Origin of the sequence: Streptococcus infantis (assembly GCF_047464155.1) — a bacterium.
GTDB classification, from domain to species: Bacteria; Bacillota; Bacilli; order Lactobacillales; family Streptococcaceae; genus Streptococcus; species Streptococcus infantis_U.
Genome location: NZ_JASHCL010000003.1, coordinates 325,445 through 337,558, shown reverse-complemented (window position 1 = coordinate 337,558; position 12,114 = coordinate 325,445). Strand labels below are relative to the sequence as shown.

Genomic DNA, 12,114 nt, shown 5'->3' with positions numbered 1-12,114 from the left:
CTAGACGATTGGTGTGTATGCCAAAGCGATGCTTCCTTCTCCCAGGTGAGTTCCAATGACACTACCAAAGGTTGCAATCTCAACATCTGTAGCTACTCCACTATCTAGCAAAAGCTGACGTAAATCGGTTGCTTTTTTAGGAGCATTCCCATGAATTACAGTAATCTGATAATTTCCATTACTTGTTACTTCTTTGACAATTTCAACCAAACGTTTTGTTGCTTTCTTCTCTGTACGAACCTTCTCATAAACTTCGATAACACCTTGGTCATTAAAATATAGAATTGGTTTAATGCTAAGAAGATTTCCTAAAATGGCTGCGCCGTTTGATAAACGACCACCTTTAACCAAATGATCAAGATCATCTACCATGATAAAGGCAGAAGTATTTTCAATCTGTTCTGTTAACTTGTCTAGTATAGACTGGAAATCATTTCCCTGCTCAGACCATTGAAACACACTTTCCACCATGAATCCTAGTGGTGCACTTGTAATTCGAGTATCAGGAAAAGCAATGGTCAGACCTTCGAACTCATCCGTCATATATTGGATATTCTGATGAAATCCTGAGATTCCAGAAGAAAGGAAGAGACCCAGAACATGAGTATAACCTTTTTCTTTCAATGATGATAAAATTTCATCCAACTTTGCGATACTTGGTTGACTTGTTTTAGGTAGTTCAGATGAACGAGCCATTTTTTCATAAAATTCTTGAGCGGTTAGATTTACACCTTCAACATACTCCTGCCCGTCGATATTCACAGGAATGTCAAGCACAAATAAATCTTCTTTCCGCAAGGTTTCCGCTTGTAGAAAAGCAGATGAGTCTGTTATGACCGCTAATTTCATCTTTTTAAAACTCCAAATTAATTCCTGGTAAATCTAGTGCAATTTCCGTCACTTCATAAGTCAAACGGTTTAGCATATCCAAAGAAGGACGAGCAAGTGTCTCAACTTCTTCTTGACTAAAGTCACTTGGTTGATCTACGATACGACCTTCAACGTGGTTGACTTGAGAAATAGTACCACTGATAACAAATTTATCAAAGACAATCATAAAGCTCAAAACAACTACGAGAGAAGTCACCTGATTTTCTTGGTCATGTTGAAGTAGTTGGAAGTTCACATCAACCTTTGTTTCAGGAATTCCGTTCTCATTTTCCCATTCAAAGTTACGAGCATCAAAGTGATACTGACTAACAAATTCTTGTTCACGTTTTAAATTCATCATATTCTCCATGGTTACAATTTACTTTGACATTGTAACATATTTTCTTATTTTCTGCTAACTTTCCTAAATTCCGATTTCTGCTTTCACAACTTCAGCAATGGTATCCACATAGTAATCCACTTCTTCAGTTGTTGGTGCTTCAGCCATGACACGCAAGAGTGGCTCAGTTCCACTTGGGCGAACGAGAATACGTCCGTTACCTGCCATCTCTTCTTCCATCTTATCGATAATAGCCTTGATAGCTGGTACTTCCATGGCTTTATCTTTCATGGTGTTTTCCACACGGATGTTAACCAATTTTTGTGGGTAAATTGTTACTTCTGAAGCCAATTGAGATAAGCTCATCCCTGTTTCTTGCATGATCTTAGTCAATTGAACTGCTGAAAGTTGACCATCACCAGTTGTATTGTAGTCCATCAAGATAACGTGACCTGACTGCTCTCCTCCAAGATTATAGCCTGATTTTCTCATTTCTTCAACTACATAGCGGTCTCCAACAGCAGTGACAGCTTTATTAATGCCTTCACGGTCCAAGGCTTTATGGAAACCAAGGTTGGACATAACTGTCGTTACAATTGTGTTTTGTGCCAATTGACCTTTTTCAGAAAGGTATTTACCGATGATATACATAATCTTATCACCGTCGACAATTTCACCATTTTCATCGACTGCAATCAAACGGTCGCTGTCCCCATCAAAGGCTAAACCAATGGCAGATTGACTTTCTTTTACAAGTTCTTGCAAGGCTTCTGGGTGAGTCGAACCAACATTCAAGTTAATGTTCAAACCATCTGGAGTTTCTCCAATGACAGTGATTTGAGCACCCAAATCTGCAAAAATTTGACGAGCACTTGTAGAAGCTGCTCCATTTGCAGTATCCAAGGCAACTTTCATCCCTTCAAGAGGAGTTCCAGTTGAAACCAGGTAGGCTTCATACTTGCGTAATCCCTCTGGGAAATCAACAACAGTACCTAATCCTTCAGCACTTGGGCGTGGGAGAGTATCTTCACTGGCATCAAGCAAGGCTTCGATTTCTGCTTCTTTTTCATCGTCTAGCTTAAAGCCATCGCCACCAAAGAATTTAATCCCGTTATCAAGGGCTGGGTTGTGGCTAGCTGAAATCATGACACCTGCGCTCGCTCCTTCAGTTTTTACCAAATATGCTACTGCAGGCGTAGCAAGTACACCAAGTTTATAAACGTGAATTCCCACAGAAAGAAGACCAGCAATCAAGGCTGCTTCTAACATTTCCCCTGAAATACGTGTATCGCGTCCAACAAAAACCTTAGGTGCTTCTGTCGCATGTTGACTGAGGACATATCCTCCAAAGCGACCCAATTTAAAGGCCAATTCTGGCGTTAATTCTACGTTTGCTTCTCCACGGACTCCGTCCGTTCCAAAATATTTACCCATTTTAAGATTCCTTTTCTAGTATAATGTTTATTTTAAGATTCTGACTTCGTCTCTGCTGCTGTCGTTGAAGAGTTTTCGGTAGACGAACCATTACTTGTTGAGGTTGTACTACTTGTTGTTCTGACAGCTTTGGTCGTTACTTTCATAGTAGTTTCAAAAGGTGTAATCACTGTTGGTAAGACAGCTCCATTTTTATCAACAGCTTGCAAAGGAACTGATCCAGAATAGTTCCCTGTAATCTGTTCACTCGTTGGTAAAACTGCAACAATCCGATCAATCTTAGATAGTGTATCCGCATCACTAGTTACTGAAACTTTTTCATCAGAAACAGTAACACGTTCGATTATAATCTTCTCATCAATTTGACTAGAATCAATTTGAGGTACAACAGGTACATTATCTCGAGTAACTTTCTTACCAATCTTGACTGTGATTTTTTGTGGTGTTGCTACAGCTGTCAAACCACTTGGAAGATTTTCAATGGTTAAGGGAACTTCAATCGTTCCTTCTGTAGCCTGCGTCAAATCAGCAGTCACTTTGAATTTACGAGTGCTTTCTTGCATCTCACTGGCCAAGGCCACCCGATTTGAACCCGTTAGAAACACTGTCACTTCTGAGCTAAAACCACTGATAAAATACTGCTCACTATCATACTGAATATCAATCGGTACATTGACTACTGTATTGGTATAGGTTTCAGTTTTAGTTTGTCTTGCGTTGGTATTGTTTTGATAATTGATTGATGTTGCATAGATAAACAGGACACACGCGAACAGAAGCGAGGAGATGATATAAAGACTATTTCTTCTCATTATTCCAGCCTCCTAATAGACGTTCTTTTAAGCTTGGTTCTTGTGAATCCTTAGGGATCAGAATACGACGTAGTTCTTCCTCGAATTCTTCCAAACTTAGATCATGTTTGAAGACACCATTGTAGGTGATGGATATACCTCCAGTTTCTTCTGATACAACAAAAGTAAGGGCATCTGAAACTTCTGATAAACCAATGGCTGCACGGTGACGAGTTCCGAACTCTTTGGAAATACCTGTGTTTTCTGTTAGTGGTAAATAGGCAGAAGTTACTGCAATCCGATCTCCACTGATAATAACTGCACCGTCATGGAGAGGCGTATTAGGGATAAAGATGTTAATTAATAACTCAGCAGAAATCTTAGCATCCAAAGGAATTCCTGTAACGATGTACTCCTGCAAGGTTCTCACACGTTGAACAGCTACCAAAGCTCCAATCTTCCGCGGGCTCATATACTCAACCGATTTTACAAAAGCCTGGACCATCTGCTCTTCTGAACTCATAGGAGTATTTGAAAAGAAGTCCGTAGCTCGACCTAATCGTTCCAAGCCTGTCCGAATTTCTGGAGAAAAGATAACAACCGCTGCGATAACTCCATAGGTAATCAATTGGTTAATCAACCAGGAAATAGTCGTCAAGCCCAAAAAATTAGCCGCAATCTGAGCCAAGATAAAAACTAAAACGCCTCGAACCAGAATCATAATCTTGGTTCCTGCAATTGATTTTGTAAATTGATATAAGATATAAGCAACGATTAGAATATCAATCACATTTATCGCAATACTCCAAGGACTGGAAAACAAACTAGACCAGTATTGAAGATTAGATAATTGCTGAAAATTCATCCTGTGTCCCCTCTCCAAAAATGCTTCTCTTCATTATACCATTTTTAATGGAAATTTTCTCCCCCCTACCTCATTTTAAATTGGCAGAAAATATGATAGAATAAAATGATAAAAATGAAACAAGGAGAAACCATGTCTGAACTATATGATATCACCATCGTAGGGGGTGGCCCAGTTGGTCTTTTCGCAGCCTTTTATGCAAATTTACGTCAAGCTAAAGTACAAATCATTGACTCTCTTCCTCAATTAGGTGGCCAACCTGCCATTCTTTATCCTGAAAAACAAATTCTTGATGTCCCAGGTTTCCCAAATCTCACTGGTGAAGAATTAACTAATCGCTTGTTAGAACAATTACAAGGGTTTGATACACCAGCCCATCTCAATGAAACTGTTCTTGAAATTGACAAAGAAGATGGTGTTTTTAAGATTACAACCACTAAAGGAAGTCATACTAGCAAGGCTGTCATCATCGCTATGGGTGGAGGTGCCTTTAAACCGCGTCCACTTGAACTAGAAGGTGTCGAAGGTTATGAAAACATCCATTACCACGTTTCTAACATTCAACAATATGCTGGACAGAGAGTAACCATCCTGGGTGGAGGAGACTCAGCTGTGGACTGGGCTCTAGCTTTTGAAAAGATTGCTCCAACCACACTTGTTCACCGTCGAGATAACTTCCGTGCCCTCGAGCATAGTGTACAAGCTTTACAAGAATCATCTGTTAGCGTCAAAACACCATTTGTGCCAAGTCAACTTCTTGGAGATGGAAAAACTCTTGACAAGCTTGAAATCACAAAAGTCAAATCCGATGAGACCGAAACTATTGAACTCGACCATCTCTTTGTTAACTATGGATTTAAATCTTCTGTCGGTAACCTTAAAAATTGGGGATTAGAACTGAATCGTCATAAAATTATCGTCAATAGTAAGCAAGAATCTAGCCAGCCTGGAATTTACGCAATCGGTGACTGCTGCTACTATGAAGGTAAGATTGACTTGATTGCCACAGGTCTTGGTGAAGCACCAACTGCTGTCAACAACGCCATTAACTACATTTACCCAGAACAAAAAGTGCAACCAAAACACTCTACAAGTTTATAAGAAAAAAACCACGAATCATACGATTCGTGGTTTTATAGTTTTTGAGCGCTTTAATGCAATCTTTCTGCTCTTATATATCGTATTTATCTTTAGTAATGGTCAGCTTGATTATGTTCTCAGTTGCTTTCTGATTGCCTTCTACAGCTTGCTGAAAGATTGCAAAGTCCAGTAACGCCTCATTGTTGCCAGCCATACCTATTTCTTCAAGTTGTTTCTTGATTTTACTATCCGTCACATCCGAAGATAAGAGGGTTTCAAATGCTTTTTTAGATCAGCTTTTTCTCTTCTAGCTATGCTAGACGCTTTGCCTCCTTTTGAGCTAATAGCTCTTATTTAATCTTTGCTTCGTTCTGTAACTGGTTTTAAATTTTTAATCCCATCTCTAGATAATTTTCACCCTCCTTTCAAACAAAAAAATCACAAGCATTTTATACTTATGATTTCATTGTATATGGTAAAAAGAGGGTATTTTTACGCTATTCCTAACAACTTTTCAATTTTATTGAGCAAATCTCTATATTTTGGGTTGTCACTTTCATTATTGACAAGATATTCGTTTGCGACAATATTTAATGATTGATATAACCCGCCCATAATTCCGGATTGTTTCTCAGTCAGTTCAATCTTCTTAGCGTATTCATCATAATACATCTTGCAATTCTCATATATACGCTCATTCAACTTATTATAAAGATTAGTCATTTTCTATTGTACCTATCTATAGTTCATCAGCTTTTAAAAATGCCATTACATATATTTACGTCAAATTCCTATATCTTATAAAATCGCTACATTTACAACTTTAAAATAATTGTTTTTACATCTTTTTACAGAGGTTTACGGCATTTTTGCCCCTTTTTTGCCCCTTTTAAAACAAAAAGCACTAGTGGGCGCTAGTGCTTTTTTTGAAAGTGGTAGATATTCGATTATCTACCTATATTATACCATATTTTATGTCAAAAAAACAAAAAAACCGCCAGCATAAGCCAGCGGTCAAGTGTAATTAAATTTTGATTTCTTTCTATTTTATTTTGTGGTAATCAAGCCGTCCGGCTCGATTGTGAATTCTGCCTGTTCAGCCAATCGGCCATCTGCAAGCATGAGATAATATCCACCATTATATGGCACGAAGCAGTCTGATTTCATATCGCCATTTTGACCATCCAGGTAATACCATTTCTCGTAGTATTTCACCCAGCCAGTATGCATGGCACCGTCTGCATTGAAGTAGTACCATTTCCCATTGATCTTCTTCCATCCACTGTTGGCCATGTACCCGTCCTTGTCAAACCAGTACCAGTTTCCATCTGTGTGATGTAGCCATTGGTCAGCGTACATATATCCGCTTTCATCGAAGTAGAACCAGTTACCATCGACTGCTTCAAATTTTGATGTAGGGTAAGAGCCATCTTTGCGGGCCCACCACCAGCCAGTGTCGTCATACTTCCAGCCTGATTGGTCCTCTTGAGGTGGTACGATATATCCTACGATTGAATTGACTGAGCGTTCATTGTATCGACAAGGTCCACCGACTTCTAGATAGTCCCAGTTACCGTCAATGTTCTGCTCAATCGTCTTGATAGTAGAGCCGTCAGAGTCCTCATAGACAAGACCAGTGTGTCCATAGTTCACACCGTCGCCTGCCACGAAGTTCTTGACGAAGAACCAACCAGCTTTTGGATACTGTGCCCCATAGACCACTTGCAAGCCTGCTGCTTCTGCTGAACGTAGCAAGTCAATAGCATTGCCCCATAGACGAATACCGAAGTATTCATAGATACCGTAGCAAGTTACATCTGCGCATTGGTAGCCATACATCCCATCGTAGTCTACCCCAGTCCCTGCATCCGCATGAGCCATGAGGTCGTTAATCATATCTTGTTTTTTAGACATTCGCATTGTCTCCTTTCCAAGCATCATTCATCTGCTTGACTGCGGATTCAACGAATGTATCAAGGTCACGATCAGTCATGCTGATACTGTACTTGTTGAGTTCTGAACGGATTTTAGTTCGTGCTTGCTCCAACTTTTCCTCGCCTTTAAAGCCAGTTTCGGATGCGACCTGCTCCACGGCATTGACAGCATTTTTGGCCAAGATTTCGATAATCTTGACCGTCTGTTCGCCACCTTTTTTGATAAGGTAATCTTTTACTGCTTTGATGATGCTGCCTGTCGCTACTGCTAAAAATCCTGTAACAAAAGCAATAATAATTTCGTTAAATTGTGACATGTGTTATTCTCCTTTGTTCTTATCTTCACCTTTCTCAAGCAAGCGCTGAAACGCTTTTAAAATTGGCTGAAAAAGAGTGATATTTCCTTTTAATTTGCGGTAATTTTCAACAAGCGATTGAAAAGTAAATGCGATATACCCGAGATAAATCGAGTACAAGAATGCGAATCCTGTCTTTTCAGGCAATAAGACGGACATTGGGATAAGAATCATTAGCAAGAGAACCCCTAAAATCTTACGAAGGAGCCCGTTGATGCCGATTTTGCTCTTATACTCGATATCGGGATTGGCGATAGCAGCAATCGTTCCTGTTAAAAAATCAATGATTTCCATTGAGACAATTAAAGCTAGAGCGTACAAGACCAGTCCATCTTCGGTCTGGACAACGCTACGTAAAAAATTGAAAAATTCGATTTGCATATATTTCCTTTCTAACGTGGTACTGGCTCGGTTTCAAGCTCGTTACTTTCCTTTGGTGCCTTAGGTGGTTCCCACTTCCAGATACCTAGCTTGCCGTTTCGTTCAAGGTCTGCGAGCTCTTCAAGTGTTTGCCCTTGATAAATGAAGGCTTCATTAACTTGAACCATCACACGCTTACCTTCCTGGAACTTCTCGACATGCCCAGGGTTCTCAAGCGCAAAAATTTCTTGTGGTTGATAAGTTTTCCCAGTCTGACCTAAGTCAACCAATTCAAGGCCACGTTTAAACAATGTAGGATCCAGCGGATGGTCAACATCGGTCACACGAACCAATACCGCCCAATCTGCTACTGCCTTAACTTCTGCGATTTTTGCATCTTTCTCAGCGAGCTTGGCTTCATATTCTTGTGCTTGTGTTTGCAAGTCTTCCTGAAGCTTTTTAACACCTTCCGCTGGATTAAATTCAGTCGTTACTTGAGCAATAACTGCCTTAATCAAATCTTCATCTGACTCATTCATGTGATTACCAATTAAAACACGGTCAAATGCCGTGTATGGTGCATCTTGACGAATTGCAACGAATGTACGGTTGTTTTCTTGCAAATATTTGTTGATAATTTTAAATGGCATATATTATTCCTTTTCTAATTCTTCTGCGATTTCGTCAAACAATTCTTTTAGTTTTTCATCTGATTGTAAGACTTTGTTGACTTTCAAAAGTTGCTCTTGTGTTTCTTTAAGTTTAACTTGAGCTTCTTTGTATAGCGCTTTGTAATTTGCGCATTCAATCGCTTTGTTTGCGAGTTGAATAGCTAGGTCGTTAATAACTTCGTCTGCTTGGTTCATTATTTACCTTTCTATTTGTTGCCATTCCAGTATTTATAAACGCCGTAAGGAAGATTTGCTCCACCGTCAAATAATACTCGGAAATTCCAAAAAATATCATTCAAAATAATTTCAAGTGATTTTCCTTTTATCCAAATGGTTTCAAGGTTTGAAATTTCGTTTTTTATCGTGTCAAAATGAATTGACCGTGGATCGCTCGCATTATACATGAAGTCAATCATGTCGCCATAAATATTGACTGCGCTCGTATTATCGTTTGTATTCCAAATTTGAATACCCGCTGCACCGTCGTCCATTGCTACTTTGTTGTTAGAGTTCGACATTAAAGTGGTATATGAGCCATCTTTACCATGAAGCGAACCTTGTCCGAAAACGAGATATTGGATAGGTCGCCCAGCGAATTGATTTCTGATACCAACTCCAGGTTGGTTCATATCGATCCAACCGCTTTGTAAGTCAAATGTGGCTTTCCCGTTTAGCGAGGAAATTCGACCACCTTTGATGTGATTTCCTGTGAAATCAATAGACTGTATTTTAGTAATAGTCGCTTGTTTCGCAAACAACTCATTGATAAATGCTTGTTGTGATACCAACCGCTGGATGAATGCAGTATCAAATTTAACCTTCTCAGCGGTTACTGCCTCAGCTCCCAAAATATTGGTAGTCACTGAGCCAGCTTCAAAATTGGCAGTCTTCAGCTTGTCAATCATGGCTGACTTGATAACAGCATTATCGATCAGCGTTTCTCCTGAGATGTGAGTAGCTCGACCAATGATACGGTTGTTCCCGTTAGCAGCGAAATTGATACCGTTGATTAAGTCACCAGCGCTATTCAGATTCCTGATTGCGTATGAGCCAGCGAGTTGAGTGACTTGTGTCCGTGTTGCTTCAAGTTTTGAATTTGTGCCTGCAATAGCTTCTTCAGTATCCTCTGGAGCAAGCGTGAATGATGTCGCTTGACTTCCAGTTTCTAGCTTGATTTCCGAGATATAAAGGTTGATTGTCTTTCCTTGCTCTCCGTAAAGTTTCAAAACAACTTCATCAATATCCGAGCCAATGTCAAACGTGAAATCAAGTCGCTTGTATTTCTCCCACGGAATATCCCTATTTGGAATATCTTTCCAAAGTTGTGAAATATCCGAATTATTATTGCGTAACTGCAATCCAATTCTTAAACCGCTAAATCTTGCTTCACCGTCTTTTGAAAGCAAAAGAGAAAGCGTAATTTTACTACCACTTTTTGAAGTGATTTTGATTTTCTGTTCAAATCCAGAAGTGCTATTTGTAACTTGTCCGTAAATATGCGCTCCAGTTTGCTTTCGTTGTGTGATTGAGTGGTCGAAATTGATATTTAAACCATTTGAAGTTTTCAACGTCCAATTCTTTGAACCCTCTCGAAAATCAGCATTTCTGACGAAATTTCGACTATCTCCGACATTTTTTGCAACTTCAACTTGAAATAACTGACTCGTAAGAGCCATTCGCGACACATTATCAGCAATACCGTTATCAGTATTCCCTAAAATTCGCTCATAGAGTTGGGCCGTTTCTCTCACACGTTGAAAGTCTATTTGATTGACCTTGCCAGCCATTTGACTTGCGAAATTAGCAAATCGTCCGTCAATACCTTGCTTGTAATCGGCTAGTTTGATTTCGTTATCTCGTTTGAGGGTTTCAAAACGTTGGTTAACGCCTTCGACATTTTCAAGGTAAGTGCTTTTTGCGACGAATCCATTTGCGATTGTTTCACGAATAGCGCTTGTCTTCTCGTCTGTTTCTTCTTTGACATACTTCTTCAATTCGGTTTTAGCAGTCGATAAGTCGCTTCTTAATTGATTATCAGTTACGAAATTGTTGTATACTTGGCTTTTGAAAGTATCAAGATTTTGTCTTGTTGTATCTACTAACCCTTTCACTTGCTCCGCTAAATCAGAGCTTGTGCCAGCCTTTTTTAAGGCTTCTTCTGCTTTTGCTTTGGCTTCGTCAAATCCAGCTGGACTGAAATCTTGAAACCTTCTGTTGATTTCTTCAGATAACGCACGTTTATCTTCTTCGGTTTTAGCTTCAACAAGCTTGATTTGATCACTAAAATCTTGCTTGATTTGGTCAACCTTAGCGTCGAACTCTCTATCTGCTTCTTCAATTTTATTTTGAAGTTGAGCTTCAAAGTTATCAAATTGTAAAATCTTTTTTGTTATGGTTCCAGCGTACGAATATTGCGCATCGTTGCCAGCTTTGCTGTCGGCACTAATACGACCACGAAGCCCGCCTTTGAAGTTGAAAGATTGACTCAAAATTGGAGATTTGAACTTCTCCCCTGTGTTGGTTTTGATGGTCACCCATTGGCCAACATCAAGTAATAGATACCCTTGATAATTCAGGCTAAACGGATAGTACCTGATATCCTTGATATTGTAATAGAGGTTGTCTAAGGCAGACTGGTACATCAACACATTCTCAATTTCAAGAGAACGACCTGTACGCAATCCAACCGTGAGTGTTTCTTTATCCTTTTTACAGGTTATCCCTGCGATTTGATACTCAACTTCACTTCTAGTTAAGCCGTGTAAGAAGTAATTATCTGCTGTAATCGTGATACCCGAATCAGTCAACCCTTTGATTTCAAGTTTCCCTTCCCGGTTGAAAAAACAAGACATCCCAAGCATTTGAGTCGATAAGCTCAAAACATCTCGAAATGTCATTTTTTTATTTTCAGGCACCTTGTCAATTTGATAATTCATAGATGCAATACCTATGTTTTCATTGGCAAGTTCGACACCTGTTTTTAAACAGATTTCTTTGATCACATTTTTAATATCTGCTGGGTAGGTTAAGTCTGTGACATATTCACGGTTCAACTTAAACATTCCGTCCATTAGATCAAGCGTAGTCGTGTTACGGTTTCGGTCAATTTCAATGTCGTTGATAAAATACTCTCCCATTTTAACCCATTCATAGGTTCCATCGACCAAAAGGCCAATTTCAGGGTAAATCTTATCTAACTTATTGAAAGTGGTAATGATGCTCGTAAAGACGATTTTAGCACTGCCTGCGCATGTTCCGCCGGGCTTATAAGTATCGCCTTTGATGTAGCCGTACTCAAAATTAGCTTCTTTGATATCACTTGATTGATACCGTCCTACTCTGATAGCAAGAGTACGGTTTTTAGCGAACATCGCTTCATTGAATTTATGTCGTCTGAATATATCCATGTTCTA

13 protein-coding genes and 1 pseudogene are annotated in these 12,114 nt (G+C 39.4%); 1 reads left to right on the top strand and 13 read right to left on the bottom strand.

Annotated features, from left to right (window positions below):
* From QM810_RS07985 to cdaA, 5 genes are all read right to left on the bottom strand, one after another.
* Nucleotides 1-849, bottom strand: a complete 849-nt coding sequence (locus QM810_RS07985) for a DegV family protein (protein WP_414254484.1) — start codon at nucleotides 847-849, stop codon at nucleotides 1-3.
* A 4-nt stretch (nucleotides 850-853) separates the two neighbouring features.
* The gene (locus QM810_RS07980) at nucleotides 854-1,228 is read right to left on the bottom strand and encodes a DUF1149 family protein (RefSeq protein ID WP_004252208.1); all 375 of its coding nucleotides are present in this window, start codon (nucleotides 1,226-1,228) and stop codon (nucleotides 854-856) included.
* 66 nt (nucleotides 1,229-1,294) lie between these two features.
* On the bottom strand, nucleotides 1,295-2,644 hold the full coding sequence (gene glmM, locus QM810_RS07975; RefSeq protein WP_414254483.1) for a phosphoglucosamine mutase: 1,350 nt from the start codon (nucleotides 2,642-2,644) through the stop codon (nucleotides 1,295-1,297).
* 32 nt (nucleotides 2,645-2,676) lie between these two features.
* On the bottom strand, nucleotides 2,677-3,456 hold the full coding sequence (locus QM810_RS07970; protein ID WP_178895319.1) for a YbbR-like domain-containing protein: 780 nt from the start codon (nucleotides 3,454-3,456) through the stop codon (nucleotides 2,677-2,679).
* Entirely contained in the window at nucleotides 3,443-4,300 is an 858-nt protein-coding gene (gene cdaA / locus QM810_RS07965; protein WP_178895320.1) for a diadenylate cyclase CdaA, read from the bottom strand. Before cdaA ends, QM810_RS07970 begins: the two co-directional genes overlap by 14 nt.
* A 132-nt stretch (nucleotides 4,301-4,432) precedes the next feature.
* Between cdaA and QM810_RS07960 the strand changes: the two genes are divergently transcribed.
* Nucleotides 4,433-5,401 carry an NAD(P)/FAD-dependent oxidoreductase gene (locus QM810_RS07960; protein ID WP_414254482.1) on the top strand — a complete coding sequence of 323 codons (969 nt, stop codon included), beginning with the start codon at nucleotides 4,433-4,435 and terminating at the stop codon, nucleotides 5,399-5,401.
* Between the two features lie 73 nt (nucleotides 5,402-5,474).
* Here the strand turns inward: QM810_RS07960 and QM810_RS07955 are convergent.
* The 8 genes and pseudogenes from QM810_RS07955 to QM810_RS07920 form a co-directional block, all read right to left on the bottom strand.
* A pseudogene (locus QM810_RS07955) lies at nucleotides 5,475-5,734 on the bottom strand (stress-induced protein); the annotation flags it as partial.
* Nucleotides 5,735-5,872: 138 nt separating this feature from the next.
* A complete protein-coding gene (locus QM810_RS07950; protein WP_414254481.1) occupies nucleotides 5,873-6,052 on the bottom strand; it encodes a hypothetical protein in 180 nt (59 codons plus the stop codon).
* 375 nt (nucleotides 6,053-6,427) lie between these two features.
* Nucleotides 6,428-7,294 carry a CHAP domain-containing protein gene (locus tag QM810_RS07945; protein WP_414254480.1) on the bottom strand — a complete coding sequence of 289 codons (867 nt, stop codon included), beginning with the start codon at nucleotides 7,292-7,294 and terminating at the stop codon, nucleotides 6,428-6,430.
* On the bottom strand, nucleotides 7,287-7,631 hold the full coding sequence (locus tag QM810_RS07940; protein ID WP_414254479.1) for a phage holin: 345 nt from the start codon (nucleotides 7,629-7,631) through the stop codon (nucleotides 7,287-7,289). Before QM810_RS07940 ends, QM810_RS07945 begins: the two co-directional genes overlap by 8 nt.
* A gap of 3 nt (nucleotides 7,632-7,634) precedes the next feature.
* Nucleotides 7,635-8,051 (bottom strand): phage holin family protein, encoded by a 417-nt coding sequence (locus QM810_RS07935; protein ID WP_414254478.1) that lies wholly within the window; start codon nucleotides 8,049-8,051, stop codon nucleotides 7,635-7,637.
* Nucleotides 8,052-8,062: 11 nt separating this feature from the next.
* Complete coding sequence (locus QM810_RS07930; RefSeq protein WP_414254477.1) at nucleotides 8,063-8,680, bottom strand: hypothetical protein; 618 nt, start codon at nucleotides 8,678-8,680, stop codon at nucleotides 8,063-8,065.
* A gap of 3 nt (nucleotides 8,681-8,683) precedes the next feature.
* Nucleotides 8,684-8,896, bottom strand: a complete 213-nt coding sequence (locus tag QM810_RS07925; protein ID WP_414254476.1) for a hypothetical protein — start codon at nucleotides 8,894-8,896, stop codon at nucleotides 8,684-8,686.
* A gap of 11 nt (nucleotides 8,897-8,907) precedes the next feature.
* Nucleotides 8,908-12,108, bottom strand: coding sequence for a tail fiber domain-containing protein (locus QM810_RS07920; protein ID WP_414254475.1), 3,201 nt, complete (start codon nucleotides 12,106-12,108; stop codon nucleotides 8,908-8,910).
* Nucleotides 12,109-12,114: the final 6 nt, after the last annotated feature.

Bases quoted from the DNA above. Each gene is read 5' to 3' on its own strand.
- QM810_RS07985 (WP_414254484.1), bottom strand. From the start codon at position 849: ATGAAATTAGCGGTCATAACAGACTCATCTGCTTTTCTACAAGCGGAA.
- QM810_RS07980 (WP_004252208.1), bottom strand. From the start codon at position 1,228: ATGAATTTAAAACGTGAACAAGAATTTGTTAGTCAGTATCACTTTGAT.
- glmM (WP_414254483.1), bottom strand. From the start codon at position 2,644: ATGGGTAAATATTTTGGAACGGACGGAGTCCGTGGAGAAGCAAACGTA.
- QM810_RS07970 (WP_178895319.1), bottom strand. From the start codon at position 3,456: ATGAGAAGAAATAGTCTTTATATCATCTCCTCGCTTCTGTTCGCGTGT.
- cdaA (WP_178895320.1), bottom strand. From the start codon at position 4,300: ATGAATTTTCAGCAATTATCTAATCTTCAATACTGGTCTAGTTTGTTT.
- QM810_RS07960 (WP_414254482.1), top strand. From the start codon at position 4,433: ATGTCTGAACTATATGATATCACCATCGTAGGGGGTGGCCCAGTTGGT.
- QM810_RS07950 (WP_414254481.1), bottom strand. From the start codon at position 6,052: ATGTATTATGATGAATACGCTAAGAAGATTGAACTGACTGAGAAACAA.
- QM810_RS07945 (WP_414254480.1), bottom strand. From the start codon at position 7,294: ATGTCTAAAAAACAAGATATGATTAACGACCTCATGGCTCATGCGGAT.
- QM810_RS07940 (WP_414254479.1), bottom strand. From the start codon at position 7,631: ATGTCACAATTTAACGAAATTATTATTGCTTTTGTTACAGGATTTTTA.
- QM810_RS07935 (WP_414254478.1), bottom strand. From the start codon at position 8,051: ATGCAAATCGAATTTTTCAATTTTTTACGTAGCGTTGTCCAGACCGAA.
- QM810_RS07930 (WP_414254477.1), bottom strand. From the start codon at position 8,680: ATGCCATTTAAAATTATCAACAAATATTTGCAAGAAAACAACCGTACA.
- QM810_RS07925 (WP_414254476.1), bottom strand. From the start codon at position 8,896: ATGAACCAAGCAGACGAAGTTATTAACGACCTAGCTATTCAACTCGCA.
- QM810_RS07920 (WP_414254475.1), bottom strand. From the start codon at position 12,108: ATGGATATATTCAGACGACATAAATTCAATGAAGCGATGTTCGCTAAA.